General features: G+C 42.2%; 28 protein-coding genes and 1 tRNA gene. 21 read left to right on the plus strand and 8 right to left on the minus strand.

Annotated elements, in window-relative coordinates:
• Positions 1-107 precede the first annotated feature (107 nt).
• Positions 108-776: a hypothetical protein gene (locus E1160_RS07470; protein ID WP_155154520.1), complete on the minus strand. Its 669-nt coding sequence runs from the start codon at positions 774-776 to the stop codon at positions 108-110.
• A gap of 171 nt (positions 777-947) precedes the next feature.
• On the opposite strand from E1160_RS07470, the gene E1160_RS07475 reads away from it, so the two are divergent.
• The 7 genes from E1160_RS07475 (at position 948) to E1160_RS07505 (ending at position 6,520) form a co-directional block, all read left to right on the plus strand.
• A complete protein-coding gene (locus tag E1160_RS07475; protein ID WP_155154521.1) occupies positions 948-1,550 on the plus strand; it encodes a riboflavin synthase in 603 nt (200 codons plus the stop codon).
• 54 nt (positions 1,551-1,604) lie between these two features.
• Positions 1,605-2,762, plus strand: a complete 1,158-nt coding sequence (ribB, locus tag E1160_RS07480) for a 3,4-dihydroxy-2-butanone-4-phosphate synthase (RefSeq protein WP_218048771.1) — start codon at positions 1,605-1,607, stop codon at positions 2,760-2,762.
• 90 nt (positions 2,763-2,852) lie between these two features.
• On the plus strand, positions 2,853-3,317 hold the full coding sequence (gene ribH, locus E1160_RS07485; protein ID WP_155154522.1) for a 6,7-dimethyl-8-ribityllumazine synthase: 465 nt from the start codon (positions 2,853-2,855) through the stop codon (positions 3,315-3,317).
• A complete protein-coding gene (nusB, locus tag E1160_RS07490; protein ID WP_155154523.1) occupies positions 3,314-3,829 on the plus strand; it encodes a transcription antitermination factor NusB in 516 nt (171 codons plus the stop codon). Before ribH ends, nusB begins: the two co-directional genes overlap by 4 nt.
• Positions 3,830-3,832: 3 nt before the next feature.
• Positions 3,833-4,801, plus strand: coding sequence for a thiamine-phosphate kinase (gene thiL / locus E1160_RS07495; RefSeq protein WP_155154524.1), 969 nt, complete (start codon positions 3,833-3,835; stop codon positions 4,799-4,801).
• A 36-nt stretch (positions 4,802-4,837) separates the two neighbouring features.
• On the plus strand, positions 4,838-5,290 hold the full coding sequence (locus tag E1160_RS07500) for a hypothetical protein (RefSeq protein ID WP_155154525.1): 453 nt from the start codon (positions 4,838-4,840) through the stop codon (positions 5,288-5,290).
• A complete protein-coding gene (locus tag E1160_RS07505) occupies positions 5,291-6,520 on the plus strand; it encodes an MFS transporter (RefSeq protein WP_235914074.1) in 1,230 nt (409 codons plus the stop codon).
• Positions 6,521-6,569: 49 nt separating this feature from the next.
• Here E1160_RS07505 and E1160_RS07510 read toward each other — a convergent pair whose 3' ends face one another.
• Positions 6,570-7,034 (minus strand): outer membrane protein assembly factor BamE, encoded by a 465-nt coding sequence (locus E1160_RS07510; RefSeq protein ID WP_155154526.1) that lies wholly within the window; start codon positions 7,032-7,034, stop codon positions 6,570-6,572.
• Positions 7,035-7,242: 208 nt separating this feature from the next.
• Between E1160_RS07510 and E1160_RS07515 the strand changes: the two genes are divergently transcribed.
• From E1160_RS07515 to E1160_RS07555, 9 genes are all read left to right on the plus strand, one after another.
• Positions 7,243-7,803: a ubiquinol-cytochrome C chaperone family protein gene (locus tag E1160_RS07515; protein WP_155154527.1), complete on the plus strand. Its 561-nt coding sequence runs from the start codon at positions 7,243-7,245 to the stop codon at positions 7,801-7,803.
• Between the two features lies 1 nt (position 7,804).
• Complete coding sequence (locus E1160_RS07520; protein WP_155154528.1) at positions 7,805-8,386, plus strand: YceD family protein; 582 nt, start codon at positions 7,805-7,807, stop codon at positions 8,384-8,386.
• 129 nt (positions 8,387-8,515) lie between these two features.
• Complete coding sequence (rpmF, locus tag E1160_RS07525; RefSeq protein ID WP_155154529.1) at positions 8,516-8,695, plus strand: 50S ribosomal protein L32; 180 nt, start codon at positions 8,516-8,518, stop codon at positions 8,693-8,695.
• A 28-nt stretch (positions 8,696-8,723) separates the two neighbouring features.
• On the plus strand, positions 8,724-9,758 hold the full coding sequence (gene plsX / locus E1160_RS07530) for a phosphate acyltransferase PlsX (protein ID WP_155154530.1): 1,035 nt from the start codon (positions 8,724-8,726) through the stop codon (positions 9,756-9,758).
• Between the two features lie 45 nt (positions 9,759-9,803).
• The gene (locus E1160_RS07535; RefSeq protein WP_155154531.1) at positions 9,804-10,775 is read left to right on the plus strand and encodes a beta-ketoacyl-ACP synthase III; all 972 of its coding nucleotides are present in this window, start codon (positions 9,804-9,806) and stop codon (positions 10,773-10,775) included.
• Positions 10,776-10,978: 203 nt separating this feature from the next.
• Entirely contained in the window at positions 10,979-11,284 is a 306-nt protein-coding gene (locus tag E1160_RS07540; RefSeq protein ID WP_155154532.1) for an integration host factor subunit alpha, read from the plus strand.
• Between the two features lie 20 nt (positions 11,285-11,304).
• The gene (locus E1160_RS07545) at positions 11,305-11,793 is read left to right on the plus strand and encodes a MerR family transcriptional regulator (RefSeq protein ID WP_155154533.1); all 489 of its coding nucleotides are present in this window, start codon (positions 11,305-11,307) and stop codon (positions 11,791-11,793) included.
• Positions 11,794-11,856: 63 nt separating this feature from the next.
• Positions 11,857-11,933: transfer RNA gene (locus tag E1160_RS07550), tRNA-Pro, on the plus strand.
• A 218-nt stretch (positions 11,934-12,151) separates the two neighbouring features.
• The gene (locus tag E1160_RS07555) at positions 12,152-12,532 is read left to right on the plus strand and encodes a c-type cytochrome (RefSeq protein WP_155154534.1); all 381 of its coding nucleotides are present in this window, start codon (positions 12,152-12,154) and stop codon (positions 12,530-12,532) included.
• Positions 12,533-12,579: 47 nt separating this feature from the next.
• Here the strand turns inward: E1160_RS07555 and E1160_RS07560 are convergent, their stop codons facing one another.
• The 4 genes from E1160_RS07560 to E1160_RS07575 form a co-directional block, all read right to left on the minus strand.
• A complete protein-coding gene (locus E1160_RS07560) occupies positions 12,580-13,374 on the minus strand; it encodes an iron chelate uptake ABC transporter family permease subunit (RefSeq protein ID WP_155154535.1) in 795 nt (264 codons plus the stop codon).
• 14 nt (positions 13,375-13,388) lie between these two features.
• Positions 13,389-14,189, minus strand: coding sequence for an ATP-binding cassette domain-containing protein (locus E1160_RS07565; RefSeq protein ID WP_155154536.1), 801 nt, complete (start codon positions 14,187-14,189; stop codon positions 13,389-13,391).
• On the minus strand, positions 14,186-14,605 hold the full coding sequence (locus E1160_RS07570; protein WP_218048772.1) for a Fur family transcriptional regulator: 420 nt from the start codon (positions 14,603-14,605) through the stop codon (positions 14,186-14,188). The genes E1160_RS07565 and E1160_RS07570 overlap by 4 nt, the downstream gene beginning before the upstream one ends.
• Positions 14,606-14,716: 111 nt before the next feature.
• On the minus strand, positions 14,717-15,748 hold the full coding sequence (locus tag E1160_RS07575) for a GlxA family transcriptional regulator (protein WP_155154538.1): 1,032 nt from the start codon (positions 15,746-15,748) through the stop codon (positions 14,717-14,719).
• A 108-nt stretch (positions 15,749-15,856) separates the two neighbouring features.
• Here E1160_RS07575 and E1160_RS17110 point away from each other — a divergent pair, with 108 nt between their 5' ends.
• From E1160_RS17110 to E1160_RS07595, 4 genes are read left to right on the plus strand one after another with little or no spacing between them, the layout of a single operon-like run.
• Positions 15,857-17,347, plus strand: a complete 1,491-nt coding sequence (locus tag E1160_RS17110; RefSeq protein WP_218048773.1) for an L-carnitine dehydrogenase — start codon at positions 15,857-15,859, stop codon at positions 17,345-17,347.
• A gap of 49 nt (positions 17,348-17,396) precedes the next feature.
• On the plus strand, positions 17,397-18,557 hold the full coding sequence (locus E1160_RS07585; protein ID WP_155154539.1) for an acyl-CoA dehydrogenase family protein: 1,161 nt from the start codon (positions 17,397-17,399) through the stop codon (positions 18,555-18,557).
• Positions 18,558-18,580: 23 nt separating this feature from the next.
• Entirely contained in the window at positions 18,581-20,641 is a 2,061-nt protein-coding gene (locus tag E1160_RS07590) for an acetate--CoA ligase family protein (RefSeq protein ID WP_218048774.1), read from the plus strand.
• A gap of 14 nt (positions 20,642-20,655) precedes the next feature.
• A complete protein-coding gene (locus tag E1160_RS07595; protein ID WP_155154540.1) occupies positions 20,656-21,438 on the plus strand; it encodes an enoyl-CoA hydratase-related protein in 783 nt (260 codons plus the stop codon).
• 90 nt (positions 21,439-21,528) lie between these two features.
• Here the strand turns inward: E1160_RS07595 and E1160_RS07600 are convergent, their stop codons facing one another.
• A complete protein-coding gene (locus E1160_RS07600; RefSeq protein WP_155154541.1) occupies positions 21,529-22,845 on the minus strand; it encodes an aspartate aminotransferase family protein in 1,317 nt (438 codons plus the stop codon).
• Positions 22,846-22,986: 141 nt separating this feature from the next.
• Positions 22,987-23,187, minus strand: a complete 201-nt coding sequence (locus tag E1160_RS07605) for a SlyX family protein (protein WP_155154542.1) — start codon at positions 23,185-23,187, stop codon at positions 22,987-22,989.
• A gap of 88 nt (positions 23,188-23,275) precedes the next feature.
• Between E1160_RS07605 and E1160_RS07610 the strand changes: the two genes are divergently transcribed.
• On the plus strand, positions 23,276-24,710 hold a 1,435-nt coding region (locus E1160_RS07610), incomplete at its 3' end, for an NAD(P)H-hydrate dehydratase (RefSeq protein ID WP_155154543.1).

Here is a 24,710-nt window from a genome sequence, read left to right on the forward strand (position 1 = left end):
AAGCATATCTTGAAAAGATATTCAACCAATTAGTTTAATAATGTTTTGTAAAGAACTTAAGGTATTGAAAATATTTAATGTTATAATCGTGAGGAGCGTGATACGTATTAAAAATCTTTACGTAATTCGTCTATTAAAGCTTCTATACCTAGCTGAGGACTACATAAAACAGTGGGAGAGAAGTCCACCAAATAATTAGGCACTTTATCCATACTTGCTTGTGCTAAAACAATCGTATCTGCATCACCTGTATTGTTCATTACATACCCTGCGATTGACTTGGAATATTGTTCAAAATTACCGACTTTAAAACTTTCCCATGCATTGGGTACAAAATGCATACTAATTTCCACGTTTTCTCTATCGAGTTCATGAGCTTTGTTGCAAAAAAGCTCCATCGTGGATTCTATCGTGGATTCTACAGCACAGATAATGGCGAGATTTGAACCTGATAAGAGTGATCTTTCTGCTAATAAATTGTCGATTCTTAAAATTTTGCATTTACCAATCCTTGGATATTTGTCTGCAATCACGCCAAGAGTAGAACAGGTAATGAGGATGGTATCTGCACCTTCACGTATTAATTCTTTTAAGACTGTATATCCTTCTTCTAGTAAAAGATCAGATACTCCACCTAGTTCTTCTGCCTTATCTAATAGATCTTTATGAACAACTTGCTTGATCGTAAAGTCATGTTGATATGGTTTAATAAGAGGACTAAATCTTTGTATATGCACGTCTGCACTATGCAGAAGATAAACAGTTTTTTTAGGCATTGGAACGGATACCTTCGATGGGTAAAAAAATAAGTAGGCAATGGAAACATAAAAATAACGATTTGGGAATGAATATAAGTGATTTTTTGTTAGCTATTTTCGATACTTTTCCTTAAAACGCCTATCATAGAATAAAAGCTCGTTTTCTTAGGCCAAAAGTCAGGATTTACTATGTTTACAGGCATTATCACAGATAAAGGTCGTATCCGTGCAGTTACCAAAGCAGGAGATACACGATTTGAAGTCGAAACAATCTATGATGTTGATAGCATAGATATGGGGGCTTCCATAGCCCATTCAGGTGTCTGTCTGACTGTGGTTGAAAAAGCATGTGAGAATGGCCAAAACTGGTTTGCTGTTGAAGCGTCGGAAGAAACTTTATCTTTGACCACGGCGCGCAATTGGGATGTTGGTACTGTGTTGAACCTAGAGCGTGCGTTGAAAATGGGCGATGAGTTAGGTGGTCATTTTGTTTTAGGGCATGTTGACGGTGTGGCAGAAATCACTATGAAAAAGCCTGAAGGCGATAGTCTTCGTTTTCAATTTCGCGCGCCTGAAGAATTAAGAAAGTATATCGCAGCAAAAGGGTCTGTGGTTTTGAATGGCGTATCATTGACCGTTAATGAGGTTGAGGGCGATGTTTTTGGTGTAAATATCATCCCGCATACAGCACAAGAAACCACCTTTGGTGCTTCACAAGTTGGCGATCAAGTGAATATAGAAGTTGATGCGTTAGCCCGTTATGTTGGACAATTACTAGCCGCACGTGATTAATTTCGTTATTCTTTGAATAATTTAAAGATAAATACTCCTGCAAAAGGTAGAAAAATGTCAGATCAACAAAAAGAAACAGTCATGAAAACATCCACAAATGCGGATTTAGCTGTTCTTTCCCCAATCGAAGATATTATTGAAGATGCTCGTAATGGACGTATGTTTGTCTTGGTTGATGATGAAGACCGTGAAAATGAAGGCGATCTTGTAATACCTGCGCAAATGGCAACACCCGCTGCGATTAATTTTATGGCAAAATATGGACGTGGTTTAATTTGCCTGACATTGACGCCAAAACGTGCAGATGAATTGGGTCTTCGTTTGATGCCACAATCAAATGCAAGCCGTTTTGGCACGGCCTTTACGGTATCCATTGAAGCGCGTGAAGGTGTCACAACTGGTATTTCTGCCCCGGATCGTGCACGCACTGTTGCGGTCGCAATTGATCCTGAAACAACAGATGCAGATATCACAACACCGGGACATGTTTTTCCGTTGGTATGCAAGGAAGGTGGCGTTTTGGTACGTGCGGGGCATACTGAAGCAACGGTTGATATTTCGCGTTTGGCTGGCTTAAACCCATCTGCTGTTATTTGTGAAATCATGAATGAGGAAGGTGAAATGGCTCGACTTCCTGAACTCATTGAATTTGCAAAGCATCATGATTTGAAAATTGGCGCTATTGCAGACTTAATCGCCTATCGTCGACGTCATGATCATATGGTACGACGTAGTGAAGAAACAACAATAGAGTCTGCTTTTGGTGGGGAATTTAAGTTACATGTTTATGTGAATGAGCTGTCTTATGCGGAACATGTCATCCTTGTGAAAGGCGATATCACGCATGGCGGACCCGTGATGGTGCGCATGCATGCTATGAATGTGTTGGAAGACGTATTAGGGGACAAGTCACGAGGCAAAGATACAGAACTTCAAAAATCGATGGAAATCATCGGTGAAGAAGGTCGTGGTGTGATTGTTTTAATTCGTGAACCTCATGCGAAATCATTATCTTCCAAGGTGCGCGCGAAAGAGAATCTACCACCCGTTGATGATGATGAAATTCAAGACTTACGTGATTATGGGGTTGGGGCTCAAATCCTGTTGGATTTGGGGATTGATGAAATGATTTTGTTATCTAACACAGATAAAAACATTATTGGGCTGGACGGATACGGGTTAAAAGTAGTAGAACGCCGCTCAATTGACTAAACAGACAATTGATTTGGGTGTGGGAATACGCCAGAATGCAGCATATCTTTTAAAGCTGCTTCGCTGTTATTTGATATAGGATATAGGAAAATGAGTGAGCAAAAGCCACATATTATGATTGTAGAAGCCCGTTTTTATGCGGATTTAGCCGATGAAATGGCAGCTGGTGCAATCGAAGCAATCGAAGCCGAAGGGGCAACTTATGAACGTTTTGAAGTTGCCGGTGCCTTGGAAATTCCTAGTGCAATTAATTATGCAATCCTGAATCAAGAATTAAATGATCAACACCGTTTTGATGGTTATATAGGTCTTGGCTGCGTTATTCGTGGTGAGACGACACATTATGATTATGTTTGTGGCGAAAGTGCCCGTGGTATCATGGATTTGCAACTAAACTATGGCCTCGCAATTACAAACGGTATTTTAACGGTAGAAAATGGTGACCAAGCTTGGGCACGTGCGAATCGTTCTGATAAAAACAAAGGTGGTGCCGTTGCCATCGCCTGTCTGGATATGATTAAATTGAAACAACAATTCGGGCTATATCCAAGATGAGTAAAGAAAAAGAACTTTCCGGCAAAACAAAGCGTTTACGTTCCGCACGTTTAGCAGCCGTTCAATCTTTGTATGGTATGGAACTCGCGAAGCATTCTTTAACGCGTGTTATTGGCGATTTTGCCCATCGCGGTGGTACTGCAGAATTAGAAGAGCAGGAATTAGCCGCGGATTCGAAATTATATCACGATATTATGCGTGGTGTGGAAGAGCGAAAAGTTGATCTTGATAAAATTCTCGATAATGTGATGGCTAATCGTAAGGTGGAACGCCTTGAGATTGTGATGCGCGCTATTCTTCGTTGTGGTGCATATGAAATTATCGGTCGCAGTGATATCGATGCCCCAGTAAGCATTAGTGAATATGTGACGATCGCAACTTCCTTCTTTGATGGTTCGGAGCCTTCATTTGTGAATGGTGTTTTAGACAAAGTGGCACGCACTGTGAGTGACTTTGATTTCGATGCAGACGACGAAGAAACTGACGAAGAAAGCGATCCTTTAGCGGAATAGATTATGGAAATTGGTCTTGAATTCAATCGCATAGAGAAATTTTTTAAGCCTCTGACTGAAAAACTGTCAGGGGCTTTTGCTTTGCTAGATGATGCGGCCGAATTGACATTTACAACTGATCAGAAAATTGTTGTAACCACTGATACCATTGTCGAGGGTATTCATTTTTTAGGATCAGAAAACCCTTCATCTATTGCACGAAAGTTATTAGGTGTGAATCTATCTGATCTCGCTGCCAAAGGCGCAAGTCCGCATAGTTACAGTTTGTCTTTGGGGATGCCAGATCAAGTCGGAGATGTCTGGTTAAGAGAATTCACGTCAGGTCTATCTTACATGCAAGATCGGTATGGTATCGTTTTATCAGGTGGTGATAGTGTTAGAGTTCCTGAGCAGATTGTGCTTACTGTAACAGCGATTGGCGTTGTTCCAGGGATTGGGATGATACGACGCGATACAGCTGAATTTGGCAATGATATTTATGTGACAGGTTTTATAGGTGACGGTTCTTTAGGGCTTTTGGCTGCGCAAAATAAACTGTCATCGGATTATCTGGCGGACCGATACTATCATCCGCAGCCTCGCATTGAGTATACAAATCTTTTGCGTGAATTCGCGACATCGTCAATGGATGTCTCTGATGGATTAATAGCGGATACAGCGAAACTGATGAAGGCTTCCAAATTATCTGCCGAATTATTTCAAATGAATATTCCTTTATCCGATGAAGTTAAGAAACTCGTGATGTATGATAAGGCTTACTTGGAAACGGCGCTTACGGGTGGCGATGATTATGAAATTTTATTCACATGTTCCTCAGAATTACGAGAGGCATTATTGTTACGTGCTAGAGAACTAAACCTGACAATTTCGAGAATCGGGGTAGTAAAACATGAGGGGAAAGAGTTGGTCACTGTGATTGGTGAGAACGAAAAAAAACTTACTTTCCAAAAGTTTGGATATTCCCATACTTGACGAAACATATTTCTCATGGGCATGTAGCGACTCGTTATGAAAAAGATTTTAATCATACTCATTATATTGCTTTTGCTTGGGGGAGGCGGCGGCGCTGCGTATTTCTTTCTCTTTATGGGAGATGACGCTGATACACCACCTGTTCCAGAAGAATTACCTCCACCTCCACCCCCTGTATTTCTGGACGGGATGGAAGGTTTGACGATTCCAGTGATTCGAAATGGACAAGTTGTTAAATTTATTTTGATCAATGTTGCTGTTGAATTGACCGAAGAACAATATGTACCTTTAGCTCAATCTTATATCCCAAAACTGCAAGATCAGTTTTTACGTTCAACGCATGCATATTTTGCTGGTATGCCTATTGAAAAGCCTGTTAACGTAAGGGCGATTGCAAATCGTTTAAAGAAAATTGCCAAAGAAACTTTAGGCACAAAAGTCGTTAAAGATGTCTTTGTCGAAGGCATTTTCGAAAGAAAAGGAAGTTAAATGTCTGGACAAGCTGGTCTGGCCATGAGCGATGCGTCAATGAAGCGTACCGTTTGGTTACTCGCGAGTGGGCTTTCTCTATCACAGATGGGATCTGTGATGGTTATTATCGTTACCAGCCTTGCAGGGACGATTTTGATGCCAGATGGTAACTTTCCGACACTTGCTCTCACATTACAATTTTTAGGCACAATGCTTTCTACGATTCCGGCTAATATGATTATGCGCCGTATTGGGCGCAAAGCGGGTTTCACTATTGGTCAGATAGTTGGTATTTTAGGGGCTGCCTTATCAGCATATGCCATCATGGAAGGCAGTTTTGAATTGTTTTGTGCGGGTGGCTTTTTATTAGGTATTAATAATGCTGTGTGGTTTTACTTCCGTTTTGCAGCGTCTGAAGTTGCTACGGATGCATATAGAAGTAAGGCTATTTCTTATGTTATGACAGGTGGGGTGATTGCCGCAATTTTCGGTGCTGAGATAGCCAAACTTACCGAAACCGCATTAGCGCCTTATACATATGCAGGCTGTTATGCGGCCATTATTGTTTTATGTTTAATAACAATCGCTATTCTTCAATTTATTGATATTCCAGGATTAAGTGAAGAAGAGAAAAAAGACACCGGACGTCCTCTTATAGAAATCATTAAGCAACCTTTATTCGTGTCTGCGGTTGTTGCTGCAATGATTGGTTATGGGGCTATGTCCCTAATTATGACAGCAACGCCTTTGGCGATGGTTGCTTGTGGGTTTGAATTTGATGATTCTGCCTTTGCGATCCAATGGCATGCAGTTGCTATGTATGCACCAAGCTTTTTTACGGGGGGACTAATTAAAAGATATGGCGTTATTCGCATCATCTTTATTGGTATTGCCTGTATGTTTGCAACAATCGGAATCAATCTATCTGGCATCGAGATGTTGAATTTTGTTAGCAGCTTGGTTTTATTAGGGATTGGGTGGAATTTCATGTTTGTTGGAGGCACCGCGTTGCTTACTGAATCATATACAAACTCTGAACGTAACAAGGTTCAGGGATTTAATGATTTTCTAGTATTTGGAACGGTCGCTTCAACAAGCTTAACGGCCGGGTATTTACAACAGGCGATTGGTTGGGATGCAGTAAATATCGCAGTTATTGTGCCTCTAGGTATTGCAACTATTGCAGTTGCATTATCTGTAAAAGCTCATAAAAAATATGCGAGAAGTCATGCGGTAGAAGATGCATAATATGATTAAAAAATAAAAAGGCTCTATTCACGGAGCCTTAATTTTTTTCTTAGTTTAATTTTCCGAAGTTACCAAACATTTGCTGAAGAATACCAATTTCATGTCCAGCTGTTGGCGTGATATTATCGTCCATTGAGATCCTTTTGATATCTTCTAAATCATATGCTTTATGCTCTTGATAAATACCTGCATCATTAAATCGAAATGCGATGACATTCATCTTAGTTAGCTCAGCTTCAAAAAAACCAAATCTCTCGAATTCTTGAAACATATAATACCATACCTCAGAATCAAATGTTCCGATTGTCGTAGGCGGCCCTAAAACTTTTAAGAAAGTTTCCTTATTAGCCTGTCCAACATGAAATAATTCCATCTGTTCTGGACGTGGGTAGTTCCCATGTGTTGAAATACGTGGGGAACAAGCAGATAATGTTGCAGCTATCACAACCGTGAGTACAGATGTCTTTATAATTTTGGCAAATTTTGATGTGTTATCCGATGATTTGGAAAACATGAATAAGACCTTTTATCTTGCTTTTTTCTTTGCTTCTCACTCTGCAAGCTGCTACTAGCCCGCCGAATAGATTATATCTATAAAGAAAATGAATTGAATTTTAATAACTATTGCCTAACTCTTTTATTAGGGAATAGCAAGTTTCCAAATTAGATGCTAGCTGATTTGCCTTTTGGCTTTCAAGTCTCTGTTTTATGAAGGGTGTAAAATGCCATTATCTTGGGTTTTGGATTTGTTTAAAGGTGCTGCTGATAAAGGCCCTGTTGGTACGCTTTATTCAAATATAGTAGCACAAGCACGTTCTGTTTCTTTTTATCGCGATCTTGGCGTTGCAGATGATTTAGATGGACGATTTGATATGATCGCCTTGCACTATTTCTTGGCTATGGATCGTATGCGTCAAGATGAAACTTTGATGGAAATTAGCCAAAAGCTTGCCAATCTTGTCATCGCTGATATGGATCGCAGCCTTCGTGAAATGGGGGTCGGTGATATGAAGGTTGGCAAAAAAGTACAGGATATGGGGTTAGCCCTTTATGGGCGTATGGAAATGTATGACCATGCCTTGATGGAAGAGATAGAAGACAGCCAGAAGTCAAAACTTGGGGAAGCAATTATGCGTAATGTCTATAGAAGAAATGAAGATATTTCCTCAAATGCGCAAAAGATTGTTGATTATGTTTTTTCACAGAGAGAATATTTGAAATTAAACTCAACCGATGAAATTGCTAATGGTCATCTGAAGTTTGAGAAGATTAAGGAATCATAAAATGGCACCAAATGATAATTCTGAGATTCAAAACTCAGCACCAGAATTCAGTCATGAGGTTGAAGTGGACAAAGTTCCATCATTAGGACGTATGTTTAAGTTGACGGCTTCACCTGAAGAGCGAGCCGCATTGGCAACACGACTTGATTTGCTTGAGTTTGATGAGTTTCGTGCTGAAATGAAGGTCAAACCGCTTGGTCGTAGCTCTATCATACGTGTGGAAGGCAAGATCATTGCTAAGCTTGCTCAGCCATGTGTGGTCAGCTTAAGACCTGTCCCTGCAATTATCGAAGAAGAATTTGAACTTGATTTTGCACCTGAAACAGATTCGGATGTGGTCGAAAGAGAATTTGTTTTATCAGAAGAAAATGACTACGAACCATTGGAAGGTGGTATAATTGATGTTGCTGAAGTTGCAACGCAGCATTTATCTTTATGTCTTGATCTATATCCTCGTGCAGATAGTGCAGATATCTACGAAGTGCAGAAAGACGCAGAGGCATCAGGTCGTAAATTTGAAGTGAATGGAGATAAATTAAATCCGTTTGCAGCGCTTTCTAAGTTGAAAGATCAAAAAAAATAAGTATTTTTGTCTCATTGGACTTGCGGAATGCTGTCGAATTGGTTATGAACAGCGCCGTTTCGCATATAGCTAAATGAGTAGCTATATGTATGTAAGGTTTTACCCGGATAAGAAGTTGAGTATTGAACAATGGCTGTTCCGAAGAGAAAGGTGAGCCCATCTCGCCGTAATATGCGTCGTGCACATGATGCTTTGAGCTCAAACGCACATCAAGAATGTTCCAACTGTGGTGAATTGAAGCGTCCTCATCACGTTTGTGGTTCTTGTGGTCAGTATGACGGTCGTGAGGTTGCTGAAGCTTCTGCTTAAGTTTGAAGTTTCAGTCTCAGGATAGAGTATGACTGAATTAAAACCACTGGTTCTGTCACTTGACGCAATGGGCGGCGATCATGCGCCGGAGATTGTAGTCAAGGGAGCGGCACTGGCCCGGGAAAAGTTACCCCAGGCCAGTTTTCTGCTTTTTGGCGATGAAAAAAGACTTAAACCATTAGTCGATGCACAACCAAGCTTGGCTGGCTGTGTAGATATCCGCCATACGGATCAGATGGTTAAAAGTACGGATAAACCGTCTAATGCGTTACGCAATGGACGTAAATCCAGTATGCGCCTTTCTATTGATGCTGTGAAAGCTGGCGAAGCCGATGCGGCTGTTTCCGCTGGTAATACAGGAGCATTGATGGCGATGGCCATGTTTGGGCTGCGCACATTACCAGGTATAGATCGACCTGCGATTTGCACGGAATTGCCTAATCTACACGGCACGAGTTGTATGTTAGATTTAGGCGCAAATGTCGAATGTGATGCAGAAAATCTAGTTCAATTTGCAGTGATGGGCGAAGTTTTCGCTCGTACGGTGATGGGACGAGATAAGCCTTCCATCGGTTTATTAAATGTCGGTGTGGAGGAGTTAAAAGGCCGTGATGAAGTGAAACTTGCGGCACAAATGCTAACAGAAACTAATTTACCAGTTAAATTTCATGGTTTTGTAGAGGGAGATGATATTACTCGTGGGACCGTCGACGTTATTGTTACAGATGGTTATACAGGTAACATTGCCTTAAAAACGATGGAAGGCATGGGAACAATGCTTGTTTCCTTCTTTCGTGATGCCTTTAAAAGCAGTTTAATGGCGAAATTAGGATATCTATTAGCATCCGGCGCGATGAAGCGATTAAGTAAACGCGTTGACCCTCGATTATATAACGGTGCGGTCTTGCTAGGCCTAAATGGAATCGTGGTAAAGAGTCACGGTGGTACTGACGAACTTGGATTCGCCAATGCTATTGGTGTGGCTGCTGATATGGCTGCCAACGGATTTATGGAAAAAATAAAAGAAGATTTTGAGACCATGCGTCAAGATGAGAAAGCTTGACGCTTATTTTGTTGGGTCTATTAAATCGGGAAGCGGGTAGCTGTAATGTATCGTTCTGTCGTTAGAGGCGTTGGCTCTTATTTGCCTGAAAAAATTATGACCAACGATGATCTTTCGCAAATCGTTGATACCTCTGATGAATGGATTCGTAAGCGCACAGGTATTGAGCGCCGCCATATTGCCGCTGATGATGAATTTACGAATGATCTGGCCGTTGCGGCAGCTGAACGCGCTTTGGCTGCGGCTGATATGTCCGCAGCAGATATCGATCTTGTTATTTTGGCAACAACTACACCTGATAATACTTTTCCAGCTACAGCAGCAAAAGTGCAGGCGCGCCTTGGTGTGACTAAAGGCCCTGCATTTGATGTGCAGGCTGTTTGTAGTGGTTTTATCTTTGCGATGACACAAGCGGACAACATGTTACGTCTAGGTCAAGCGAAGCGCGCCTTGGTTATTGGTGCGGAAATTTATAGTCGTATTCTTGATTGGGAAGATCGTTCCACTTGCGTATTGTTTGGGGATGGTTCTGGTGCAATTGTACTGGAAGCTGTCGATTCAGAAGGTGCGAATAATGAACGTGGCGTGTTAACGACTATCCTTGGGACTGACGGGGCTAACTATGATAAGCTCTATGTAGATGGCGGTGTTGCAACTTCCGGGAATGCGGGGTGTGTAAGGATGGCAGGACAAGATGTTTTCCGTCAAGCTGTCGCGCGTATGAGTGAGTCTGTTGAAGAGGCTCTTGAAAAAGCCGAGCTAACGAAAGACGATTTGGACTGGTTAGTACCGCATCAAGCAAATATTCGTATTATTGAGCAGGTCGGCAAAAAACTTGGCGTATCACGTGATAAGGTGATGATCACAGTACAAGAACATGCCAATACTTCTGCTGCGACTGTACCTTTAGCCATGACACATGGCGTAAAACACGGTCATTTTAAAGAAGGTGATGTGATCGCGTTGACCGCAATGGGGGGCGGTTTTACCTGGGGTGCAATTGTTTTGCGTTGGTAACAAGCCAATAACTACCTAGTTAAAATCATTTTTGAATCTCTTTTTGATGATTTTTCTAATATTACCCTTACATTTTTAGAAGTTTTGTGGAATCATGTAGTTAAGAAGTTTAGTGCGATTGACGCAATAAGCTATTGTGATTTATAAAGACTTTAGAAACTAGAATGTCGGTCCATCCGATTTGACACGGGAAGGGATTTAAAATGTCCGATAGAACAGTTACCCGCGCAGAGCTCGCTGAAGCTGTATATGAAGAAGTTGGTTTGTCTCGTAATGAATCTGCTGATCTGGTTGAAGCGGTTTTGAATGAAATGTCCAATGCGCTCGTAGAAGGGGAATCTGTTAAGATTTCTTCTTTCGGTAGTTTCTCAATCCGAAGTAAGGGTGAACGTATTGGTCGTAATCCAAAAACTGGTGAAGAAGTTCCTATTTCTCCGCGTAAGGTTTTGTCTTTCCGTCCAAGCCATGTGTTAAAAAACGCAATCAATGATTCTCTGTATCCAGAATAAGAATTAGCTAGAGATTTTCTATGAGTGATGCCGCCAGCGGAAGTGGCCGTCGTGCTAGTCGACGTGCCAATAAGTCTTCACGTGCCTTTCGAACCATTAGCGAAGTTTCGACTCACCTTGATGTGCCTCAACATGTATTAAGATTTTGGGAATCAAAGTTTTCTCAGATCAAACCGATGAAACGTGGTGGTGGGCGTCGTTACTATAGGCCTGAGGATGTTGCGTTACTTACCCGTATTCGTGATCTTTTGTATAATGAAGGATATACGATCAGAGGTGTACAAAAACTGTTAAGAGAGAAGGGAATCAAATTTCTTCTTGCTGATGCAGTTATCGAATCTGAAGAAGATAATATCAATGATCAGCCTAGTATACTTGATGCGATCGTTGAACGGGGTGGACATCCAGGTGCTGATAGTTCCGAACTAAATCAGGTGGACAAGATGGAGCTCCTTTCAATTCGTGAGGAGTTGTTATCTATTCGTAATGCTTTAATAGGATTAACTTAATTTTTTGACATTCTTTCTGGTTGATTTGCCAAATGCTCCCCTGTAAAAATCCTTTTATCGGAACGGACTGTAGCGCAGCCTGGTAGCGCACTTCACTGGGGGTGAAGGGGTCGGAGGTTCGAATCCTCTCAGTCCGACCAAAAATTTAAAGCCTTGATAAATTTATTTTTATCAAGGCTTTCTTATATTTAATCTCATAATCTACCTGTCAGATAGCTGCGTCTATTTTGTACGAAAGTTTGAATTAGTTAGTCTTATTTCTTTAAAAACTATGGGTGACATTGTTACGTATCTTCCTTATATGAAAAGCTATTGTTATAAGATAAACAACATCCTTGATCAGGATCGGAGAAAGTAAATGAAAAAAACAATCTCGCTCTCAGTATTCGCAGTTGCTTCTGCATTGGTTTTATCTGCATCTGCTATGGCAGGTGATGCGGCAAATGGTGAGAAAATTTTCAAAAAGAAATGTAAGACTTGTCATGTTGTAGAAGCAGGTAAAAAGCCAAAGGCAACAGGGCCTAATTTGGCAGGTTTCTTGACGCGCCCGTCAGGAACATCTGATTATAAACATTCGAAAAAACTCGCTGCAGCAGCAATTACCTGGAACGAAGAGACGCTTGATCAATGGCTCCAAAACCCAAGAAAGATGGTTAAAGGTAGTCGTATGTCCTTTAAACTCAAGAAAGAAAAAGATCGTCAGGATGTCATTGCGTATTTAATGACCATTGGAAGTTAATAGTCAGCATTTTGAGAAAAAAGGCCGCCTTAAATTAGGCGGCTTTTTTATTTAACTCTGGGAGCTTGTCCAAAGGGTATTGATGTCAAAAATAGTATGACACAACTTAAAACGATTGCAGGACCACTTGGTAGATCCCATTGGTAGGATGCAGATAATCCAGCGATAACAGCGATACATCCCAAAATGCTTGCAAAGAAAGCCATCTGTTCTGGCGACTTGGATAATCGTCGTGATGCAGCTGCTGGAATGATTAATAACGCTGTAATCAAAAGCATGCCAATCACTTGAACGGACAGCGCAATAACGGCTGCAATAAGCAACATATATGTAATTCTTACTCTATTAACAGCTAACCCTTCTGCACGAGCCAGTGTTTCACTTATAGTAATCGCAATCAAATTACGCCAGATCAAAATGAGAATCGCAAATAGGGCCATAGCAGCTAAAGACGTTGTAACAATATCAACGGAATCCACTGCCAGAATATCACCAAATAGGTATCCCATAAGGTCTAGTCGGATGTCTTCAATTAAACTGACTAGAACGATTCCTGCCGCTAAACTACCATGCGCCAAAATACCTAATAATGTATCATTAGCAATAAGGCGCTGATTCTGGGCAAAGAAGAGTAATATTGCGAAGCCAAAGCACGTGAATAACACCCCAATGATCGGATCTGCTCCTAAGACCAACCCGAATGATGCGCCCATTAATGCTGTATGTGCCATTGTATCCCCGAAATAAGCCATTCGCCTCCATACGACGAAACAACCGATTGGGCCTGCAATCAGCGCGATGATAAGGCCAATAATGATGGCGCGTATTAAAAAATCATCCATTTGAAACACTCATATTAATGGGAATGATTACAGTTTGGGCCATGTTCATGACCTTTACTTTCGCCAGGCGCGACAATTGTGCCATCCAGATCATGTTCATGGTCATGATGGTGATTATAAATTGCAAGATTGTTTGGTATATTTCCACCAAATAGAGCTTTATAAGCAGGATCAGAGCTCACCGTTTCCGGCTTACCTGCGCAACAGATATGACCATTGAGACAAACCACATGATCTGTTGCCGACATAACAATATGAATGTCATGTGAAATCAACAAGATACCACATTTCTCTTCGTCCCTAACTTTTTCAATCAATGCATAAAAGTCAGCTTGCCCTGCATAATCAACGCCTTGTGCTGGTTCATCCAAGACTAGGAGATCGGCTTTTTGAGAGATTGCTCTGGCCAGTAAAACACGTTGCATTTCACCACCCGATAGGTCGGACACCATCTCGTCCAGTAAGTGATCCGCTTTGGTTTTTTGCAGCGCTTCAGTTGCATCTTTTTGAGATACTTTTTTGGTCAACTGCATCAACCGTTTAACGGTTAATGGCATAATTGGATCGACAGCAAGTTTTTGTGGAACATAGGCAACAGATAAATCTTTTTTTGTTCTCACTGCACCTGAATCTGCTTTTTGTAAGCCGATCGCAATTTCCAGTAAGGTGGATTTACCAGCACCATTCGGACCAATAAGAGTTACAATTTCATTTCTACGAAGTGTAATATCGGCATTCTTAAGAATTTCTTTGCCAGATTTTGCAAGACATATGCCTTTAGCTTCAATTAACACTTCTGGAAGAGGGGCAGTCATAAAGCCGCATTTCCTTTATCATTGGCGAGACATTCTTCACAAGTAGCCGTGATTTCAAGAATCGCTTTTGAAATTTTAAAGCCTGCATCTTCAGCTTTCTTTTGTACAAGAGATGCGAGTTCTTTATCGCAGCTCTCTGTCGCCTTATTGCAAGCTTCGCAAATAATAATTTGGCAAATATGATGATGTTCAGGATGATTACAAAGTATATAAGCATTTAGGTTTTCAACTTTGTGAACCAAGCCATGTTCAGTTAGGTAATCTAATGCCCTATAAACCGTCATTGGAACAGCATTGCTTTTTACTTTTTTAAGTTCATCCAAAATATCATATGCGCCTTTTGGGCTATCGCTACTTTTTAAGATATCAAGAACAGACTTACGATCCGTGGTCAGTTTTATTGGTTTTGCAGACATATATATCATCCATTATGTTATAAAATTGTTATAACATCACGTTTTTGGATTCGGCAAGGCTTGCTGCTTCGTTTCTATATAAATCGGGAGCAAATGACACCCTCTCAAACTTTATTTTCGATCTGTACTTGGCGGATGCCCATAATGTTCGCGGTAACATCGAGAGAAATGGGCTGAAGACGTGAAACCGCAACTTACAGCGACATCCAATACGGATAGATCGGTTTGCTGAAGCAATTTTCGAGACTTTTCCAACCGCATGCGCCGATAATATGCGCCAGGCGTATTTTTAAGAGCCTTTTGAAAGGCGCGTTCAAGCTCTCGTAAAGAAATGCCTAGTAGGTCTGCAATATCACTTGTGCGTAATGGGTCTTCAATATGAGTTTCCATTTGTTCGACTGCTTGGATTACGTATCGGTTACTTGTTGCAAGTCGATGACCTGTATCCATACGTTGTGGTTCATGCCCTTCACGCATGCGATTGTAGCTGATCTGTTCTGCGACTGCGACGGCGAGATCCCGTCCATGCTGCATACTGATCAACTGCAACATCATATCGGTGCCTGCGGTTCCACCAGTTGCTGTAAAGCGTTGACGATCAACAACATAAAGATCACGTGATACATTAACTTTTGGAAAATGTTCAGGAAACGAATCTATATGTACCCAATGGATAGTCGCTTTATATCCATCTAATAAACCTGCAGCAGCCAGAATATGGCTTCCGGTATCAATAGCACCCAGAAGGGCCCCGCGGCTACCTTGACGCCGTAACCAGCCAAGACCTTTATCCGTAGCTGCGATTTCTGGATGATGACTGGCACAGGTCAGGATCATGGGTAGAAAATCTATATCGTCAATTGAACAATCGACAGGTACATCCATTCCACTACTGGCTTTGACTGGTTGACCGTCTTCAGACAATAAAGTCCAATCGTAAAGGGTTTCCCCTTTAAGCCAGTTTGCGATTCGCAACGGTTCAGACGTTGAGGCGAATGCCATCAACGAAAATTCTGGCAAAAGAAAAAAGCCTAGTTTTTGTGGCTCATTACCTAGATTCTCACCAAATTCCATTCGATTGCCTTTTAACATTTTGCGACAATAAAGTCGTCGTTTTTCGTCAATGCGCAATTTATCATTCAAAAGTCGATTTCGGTCAAAGGAAAAATGAACTTGTTACATATTTTTTTTAGAGTTGACCGAGGAATGACTAGAAAAGTCTAGAAAATAATAAGGGCTGGAGAAAAATATATGTCAGAAATTAAGACATTCGGTATCATTGGTGTAGGCGTAATCGGGGCTGGTTGGGCCGCGCGTGCGTTGGCCCATGGATTAAAGGTAGTTGCATGGGACCCTGCGCCGGATGCAGAAAAACGACTCCGCGCCGGCGTTGAGAATGCCTGGCCTGCGTTACAAAAAGTTGGCCTGTTTGAAGGCGCTAGTCTGGATAATCTTTCCTTTGCGTCGTCACTTGAAGAAATGGCATCTCAAGCTGACTTTATTCAAGAATCTGCACCAGAACGTTTGGAATTAAAAACAAAGATTCATGCGGATCTTGATGCGGCTGCACGTCCTGATGTGATTATCGCATCTTCTACTTCTGGTCTTTTACCTACTGATTTTCAAAAAGAAGCAAAACATCCAGAACGTATTCTGGTAGGTCATCCGTTTAATCCAGTTTACTTATTACCACTTTGTGAAGTTTTAGGGGGAGAGAAAACCTCTGATGATAACATCAAAAGAGCAATGGAGTTCTACGAAACTATCAGCATGTACAGCCTGAAGGTTCGTAATGAAATTGAAGGTTTTTTGTCAGACCGTCTTCAAGAAGCTCTATGGCGTGAAAACTTACATATGATCAATGATGGTGTGGCGACGCCTAAAGAAATGGATGATGCAATCATTTATGGTCCGGGGCTTCGTTGGGCATTTATGGGGGTGAATAAAACTTTTACCTTGGCTGGCGGTGATGCAGGTATGCGTCATTTTATGGAGCAGTTTGGTCCGGCACTGGAACTACCATGGACGAAATTAAAAGGGCCTGAATTCACCGATAAATTGGTAGATGCCATGGTGGATGGCACTGCTGAATTTACGGAAAACACGACGATCAAGAAGCTTGAGCAAATGCGCGATGATTGCCTGATTGCGATCATGAATGCATTGCGCAACTTTAAAGAAGGTGCAGGTGAGCTAGTTCACAAAAACGAAGCACGCCGTATTAAAGCTGTTCAAGAATTCCAAAAATGGGAAAAAGGTACTGAAATCGGCGCGCCATTATCCCTATATCAAAACCAATGCTTACCTGAATGGGTTGATTATAACAGTCATATGACAGAGGCAGCTTACCTAACGGCAATGGGATGGGCGACAGATGCCTTGTTCCGCTTCATTGGCGATGATGAAGCTTATCGTGACAGCGGTTTAAGCTTTTATACGGTAGAAACACATATCAATTATTATCAAGAATGTAGTACTGGCGATCAGTTGCGCTATGAAACTCAGCTTTTAGGGCTTGATGAAAAACGCATGCATATCTTCCATACAATGTATCACGCGACAACAGGTGAGAAATTGGCAACAGCAGAACAGATGTTGTTGCATGTGGATATGAAAGCTTCTGCGGCTTGTCCAATTCGTGAAGATGTCTATGAGGCTCTTCAAGCGATTTGGGAAGTGCATAAAGACATGGACGCACCACGCGAAAAAGGGCGTGTCATGCAAATTAAAAAGAAATCCTGATTGCAAAATTGCATTCAGATAAAAATACCAAGAATTAGGAGTAAGAAACATGGATTTCGCCCTTACAGAAGAACATAAAATGATCCGTGAAAGTGCACGCGCTTTCGTTGAAGCTGAGCTAATGCCTTATGAGGATGAAGTTGAAAAGACAGGAGAAGTCCGTCCAGAACTGTTAGAGCAAATCAAACAGAAATCAATTGAAAATGGTTTTTACGCTGCAAATATGCCTGCAGAGCTCGGTGGTGGCGGATTGGATGCTTTATCCGTAACCATTCTTGAACAGGAGTTAAGCCGGACAAGCATGGCATTGCAATATGCTGTTGCACGTCCCTCTGGTATTTTGATGGCGTGTAATGAAGAACAGCGTGAACGATATCTTTTACCTGCGATACGGGGTGAAAAGGTTGATTGCTTGGCAATGACAGAACCAGATGCTGGATCTGACGTTCGTTCTATGAAAGCAACTGCTGTTAAAGACGGTGATCATTGGGTGATTAACGGTACAAAACACTTTATTTCTCATGCTGATGTGTCTGATTTTGTTATTCTTTTTGTCGCAACAGGTGAAGAAGATACACCACGCGGTAAAAAGAAACTGATCACAGCTTTCTTGGTAGATATGGGCACACCGGGTTTTGAAGTTGCGCCTGGTTATGAATCTGTTTCTCACCGTGGTTACCATAACTGTATTTTAAACTTCGACAATTGTCGCGTTCATGAGACCCAAATTTTAGGTGAAGTGCATAAAGGTTTTGCCGTTGCTAATGAATGGTTGGCAGGGACACGCTTACAAGTTGCCGCGATGTGCTTGGGCCGTTGTGAACGTGCGATCGAAGTTGCATCCGAATGGGCAGCAACGCGTAAACAATTTGGTCAACCAATTGGTAAGAATCAAGGGGTTAGTTTCAAATTGGCCGACATGCTGACGGAATTCAAATGCGCAGAATTAATGACATATTACGCCTCTTGGAAACTGGATCAGGGCACAATGACTGATAGTGATGCGGCGATGGCAAAATTAAAGGCCACTGAAGCGCTAGCAATGATTTCCGATGAAGCTATCCAAATTTTAGGTGGTATGGGCCTAATGAATGAATTGCCGCTAGAGCGTATCTGGCGTGATCATCGTGTTGAGCGTATTTGGGATGGGACCAGTGAAATTCAACGTCATATCATTTCCCGCGCTATGTTGCGCCCACTTGAACAATAATAGTTAGAAAACGGAATAAAACTTTGATTAACAAAGAACGTTTTACCCGCATGATCCAGCCGAAGACTATAGTAGTCTTCGGTAGTCGTGGTGCAGGTTATGCCATTCGAGAATGCCAACGGATTGGTTTTGAGGGAGAAATCTGGGCGGTCCATCCGAAGCGCGATGAATTGGATGGATTGAAATGCTATCGCAGCATTGCGGAATTGCCGGGCATCCCAGATGCAGCATATGTGGCTGTCAATGCCGAAGCTGCCATTGAGATTGTTCGGGAGTTGACTGAAATTGGTTGTGGTGGTGCAGCCCTTTATGCATCTGGATTTAGTGAAGTTGGCGGTGACGGTGTTGAACGTCAAGAGCGCCTAGTGGAAGCTGCTGGTGATATGCCGATCATTGGGCCGAACTGTTATGGTATTATTAACGCGATGGACCGCGTCGCACTTTGGCCAGATCAACATGGATGCAAACCAGTTGATAAAGGGGTGGCGATCATTACGCAAAGCGGGAATATTGCAATCAATATGACCATGCAGCGCCGCGGTGTGCCGGTGGCTTACATGTTCACATTAGGCAATCAGGCGGCAGTTTCTATTGCTGAAGTGATGGATGCGGTTCTGGAAGACGACCGTGTTACTGCGATTGGCCTGCATATTGAAGCGATTAAAGATGTGAATGAATTTGATCGTGTGGCACGTATTGCCCATGAAAAGAAAGTCCCGATTATCGCGATGAAGACGGGGCGTTCTTCTGCGGCTGCAAAAATTGCAATGAGCCATACAAGTTCCCTCGCAGGCGCGGATAGCTTGTTTAATGCTTTATTTGATCGTCTCGGCATTGCACGCGTTAATACCGTGAATGATTTGTTAGAGACATTAAAACTCATATCTATCTTGGGACCTTTAAAGGGCAATAAGGTTGCTTCTATGAGTTGTTCTGGCGGCGAAGCAGGCGTGATGGCGGATTTGATCGAAGATACCGATTTGGTATTTCCTGATTTAACCAAAGAACATGCTGATCGAGTGGAAGAGACCTTAGGTGACTATGTGAGTATGTCTAATCCACTTGATTATCATACGTATATCTGGGGAGATGAAGACGCAAAGACTGCCACTTTTTCCGCGATGATGTCTGGTGGTTTCGATGCAACGATGTTGTTACTTGACTGGCCTAATTATGAGGGGGCTGATCATACAGATTGGGATGCGGGCAGAAATGCTTTGATTAATGCGTCTCGGGCTACTGGGGGTAAGGGGATTGTTTTAGCATCAATGGCGGAATGTATGCCGTCACATGCAATTGAAATTGCGCGTAACGGCGGGATTGCGCCGATGATTGGTTTGGATACATGTTTAAAAGCATTGAATGCCTCCTATAAAGTTGGTTTAGCTTTGGAACGTGACCTTCCTGAACCACTAGCGATGTCAAAACCGATATCTGGCGATGTAGAAATGTTGGATGAATGGAAGTCCAAGAAGCTCTTGAACAGTTATGGGCTTCAAACGCCTGAATCAGCACTGGTTTCAAATGCGACAGAAGCTGTAGCGGCTGCAGAAGCATTGGGATTTCCAGTTGTCGTGAAGGCTGTCGGGTCTCATTTAGCCCATAAAACTGAAATGGGTGCAGTGAAACTCAATATGAAGAACGGTGATGATGTGAATGATGCTGTTGAAGCAATGAGTGATCTATCTGATCGTTTTCTTGTTGAGAAGATGGTACCTGATTTCATTGCAGAACTGATTATTGGCGTCACAAGAGATGATCAATTTGGCCCGACATTAGTAATTGGGGCAGGCGGAATTCTTGTTGAGCTATTGAAAGATAGTGCAACATTGTTATTGCCAACCTCAGAAGAAGAAATTCGTCAGGCAATTAATGGCTTGAAAACATCTATGTTGTTAAAAGGTTTTCGCGGGAAGTCTGAGGCAGACATCGATGCAATTGTAAAAGCTGTTATGGCTGTTGCAAAATTTGTTGATGATTATCCTCATCAAGTTGAAGAATTGGATGTGAATCCATTGATGGTATGTCCTAAGGGGCAGGGGGCTTTTGCTGCTGACGCTCTAATCCGGATGAGTAGCAAATAGAAAGGGAAAGTATTATGTCTGATGCTGTAAAAGTGGTTAAAAATGGTCCAATCCTTGAAGTGACTTTAGATCGTCCAAAAGCAAATGCAATTGACCAAGCGACCAGTCAGGAAATGAGCCGCGTTTTTGCGGAGTTTCGGGATGATCCAGAAATGCGCGTTGCGATTCTAACGGGGGCGGGTGAGCGTTTCTTTTCTGCAGGCTGGGATTTATCCGCAGCGGCAGAGGGCGAAGATTACGAATCAGATTACGGCGAAGGCGGTTTTGGTGGCTTTTGCGAACTACCAAATCTGAATAAACCAGTTATCGTAGCTGTGAATGGCATGGCTGTTGGGGGTGGATTTGAAATCGCTTTAGCAGCAGACATGGTTGTCGCCGCAGAACATGCTGAATTTTTCTTTGGCGAAGTATTTGCTGGCGTAATTCCAGATGCGGGTACAATTCGTGTTCCTGGTAATGTGCCGCATCAATTAGCAAATGAGTGGTTGATGACAGGCAAGCGTCTATCTGCGGAGCAATTATCCTATTGGGGCATGATTAACTATGTTGTACCTTTGGAACAATTGATGGATAAGGCTCGTGAATTGGCAAATGATATTTGCTCTGCGGCGCCACTAGCTGTTGGTGCAATTAAGGAATTGATGCGTGATACCAAAGGTATGACTACAGAAGAAGGATTTAAATTTATGCGCGATGGTGGCTCACCAATGTATAAACAAATGCTGACCTCTGAAGATGCAGAAGAAGGACCTCGTGCTTTCGCGGAAAAACGTGACCCTGTCTGGAAAGGCAAATAAATACGAATTTTTGAAGTTTCGTGGTAATGGTAATAAAAAAGCCGGAGAAGTTTTTCTCCGGCTTTATTTGATCGATTTTGATCAGAAGTCTTAATCGATTTCGTGCAATACGTCGCGAAGTGTATTGAAGATAAAGTCGATTTGTTCTTTGGAAATGATCAATGGTGGGCTAAGCGCGATGATGTCGCCGGTTGTACGGATTAATAAACCTTTTTCATATGCTTTCAGGAAAGCAGAGAAGGCGCGTTTTGTTGGTTCACCATCAATACCTTTAAGTTCGATACCACCAATCAAGCCCATGTTACGAATATCAATAACGTTTGGACAATCAGCTAGGGAATGAATTTTCTCCGCCCAGTAGGCATCCATCTTAGACGCGCGCGTTAGAAGCCCTTCTTCTTCATATGTGTCCAATGTTGCCAAGGCAGCTGCGCAAGCAATCGGGTTCGCGGAATAGGTATAACCATGGAACAATTCAATCATGTTCTCTGGGCCTTGAACCAAATTGTCATAGATAAAATCTTTTGCGAAGACAGCACCCATTGGAATAACACCATTGGTTAAACCTTTAGCAGTTGTAATCAGATCAGGTGTTACGCCGAAATGGTCTGTTGCAAAGGCAGAGCCTAAACGACCAAATCCTGTAATTACCTCATCAAAAATTAACAAGATGCCATATTTGTCACAAATTTCACGAAGTTTTTCCAAATAGCCTTTAGGTGGCATCAATACGCCTGTGGAGCCAGCCATTGGTTCAACAATCACGGCTGCGATTGTGGATGGATCATGAAGAGCAACGATACGTTCAAGGTCTTCAGCTAAATAAGCACCATGTTCTGGTTGGCCTTTTGTGAAGGCATTTTGTTCTGGCAAATGTGTATGTGGCAAGTGATCAACACCTGTCAACAATGTGCCAAACTGTTTACGATTGGCAACGATACCCCCCACAGAAATGCCGCCGAAATTTACACCATGGTAGCCGCGTTCACGTCCGATTAAACGAGTACGGGAACCTTCACCGCGTGCCTTGTGATAGGCAAGCGCGATTTTTAAAGCCGTTTCTACGGATTCGGAACCGGAATTTGTATAAAATACATGGTCTAAACCTTGTGGAAGCAAATTCACTAAACGAGAAGATAACTCAAATGCGATTGGATGGCCCATCTGGAAAGCAGGTGCATAATCAAGTTCTGCACATTGTTTTTGGATTGCTTCAGTTATTTTTGGGCGGCAGTGACCAGCATTCACACACCATAAGCCAGCTGTTCCATCAAGAATTTGCTGACCATCTGTGTTGGTGTAATACATGTCTTTAGAAGATTTCAGAAGGCGAGGTTCCTTCTTAAATTGTCTGTTTGCTGTAAACGGCATCCAGAACGCATCCATATTATTTGTCTCGGTACGCATCGAATTATACTCCGCTGTTTTTATCAAAATTTTCCTAATTATTTTCTAGCAAAGAACTGGCTGCCAGATTAGGTCCAGTTTTGAAATTTTAGATGAGCCAGAATTTTTAGCAGACCCGAAAAAGAGCATAATTAATAAAGTCTAATAATGTGGTGGTGGTGCATCATCCATGGATTTTAACCCTTCTTCGATACGTTGTATCTTCTGCATAAGGATTTTGTTTTCCAATGATTGTTTGTCAATTTGTGCCCACTGAGTGGTAACGACCTCGTTTAGCTCAGAAACGGTTTGTTCCAACTCAGCGATTTTTATTTCCATTTCTGTTAGACGTTCCGTACTCATCGCTATACCTTTATGTATGAGATCATTATACTATAAATATTAGTTTAAATCCATTTAGTTACCCACCTATAAGCAAGAGCAGCCTGAAATGAAACACAATCTTTTATCCGTAGAGGAAATGAGAAAAACTGATCAAGTAGAGATTGAAACAGGTACAGACAGTTTATGGTTGATGGAAAATGCCGGTATTGAAGTTGTAAAGCATATCCGTCGGACTTTTTCTAAAGGAAATGTATTAATTCTTTGTGGTCCCGGAAATAATGGTGGAGACGGTTTTGTTATTGCTCGTCACTTGCAGGAAATGGGATGGGATGTCCAAGTTGTATTATTTGGAGATTCGAAGCGTATGAGCCAAGATGCATTGGTTATGGCTGACAGGTGGGCAGGGGAGCTCTTAGCGCCGGAATCAGCCTTATTAAGTGACTTAACATTGGTTGTAGATGCTGTTTTTGGAACCGGGTTGGATCGATCTTTAGAACCTGAATTGATTGAGTTTTTAGATTCCTTAGAAGATTTACCGATCGTATCCGTTGATATCCCAACTGGCGTCAATGGAGACACAGGACTGGTACTAGGTCAGGCAAGACAAGCTCATTCAACTGTTACCTTTTGTCGCAAGAAAACAGGACATCTCTTATATCCGGGGCGTGCCTTGGCGGGGGAATTGATCCTCGCCGATATCGGTATAAAAGATGAAAATATCCAAGTGGATCAATTAAGTTGTATTGAGAATCATGAAGGATTGTGGAGTGATGTATTTCATCCTCCGAAGCATGATGCGCATAAGTTTTCTCGTGGATATGCAATTGTTGCAGGTGCAGAAGTAATGACAGGTGCAACGCGTTTGGCAGCGCGCGCAGCACAAAGAATAGGCGCGGGTTATGTAGTTATTGCTAGCCCCGAAAAAGCATCTACCCTTTATCGTGTGTCGTTATCCAGTGTGATTGTCAGGGGGTATCGCGATACTACTGGGTATAAAGAGATATTGCGTGATCAACGCGCAGATGCCTATCTGATTGGCCCTGGCATGGGCTACGCCTTTGGGGCGCAAGAACGGGTGTTAACAACAATGAAAGAAGGTAAGCCTACTGTATTAGATGCAGATGCCCTTTCAATGTTTTCAGAGAATCAGGATCTACTTTTTGATTCTATAAAAGGCCCTTGTATTATGACGCCCCATGAAGGGGAATTTGCGAAACTTTTCCCTGAAATTTTATCTAGACCGATTGGCAAGCTGGAACAAGCACGCCTTGCTGCGAAGTCGTCCGGGGCGGTAATTGTATTTAAAGGGGCGGATACGGTGATTGCTGATCCATCTGGTCAGGCGATTATTAATAGTAATGCGCCATCTGATTTGGCAACTGCCGGTAGTGGGGATGTTTTAGCGGGGATGATTACCGGGCTATTAGCACAAGGAAATCAAGCGTTTTCTTCCGCTGCTGCGGCTGTTTGGTTGCATGGTGAACTAGGCAATTTTTGCGGACAAGGATTGATAGCTGAAGATCTTGTTGATGCAATTCCAC

It is taken from the genome of Curvivirga aplysinae, from assembly GCF_009711445.1.
Classification (GTDB): Bacteria; Pseudomonadota; Alphaproteobacteria; order UBA8366; family Aestuariispiraceae; genus Curvivirga; species Curvivirga aplysinae.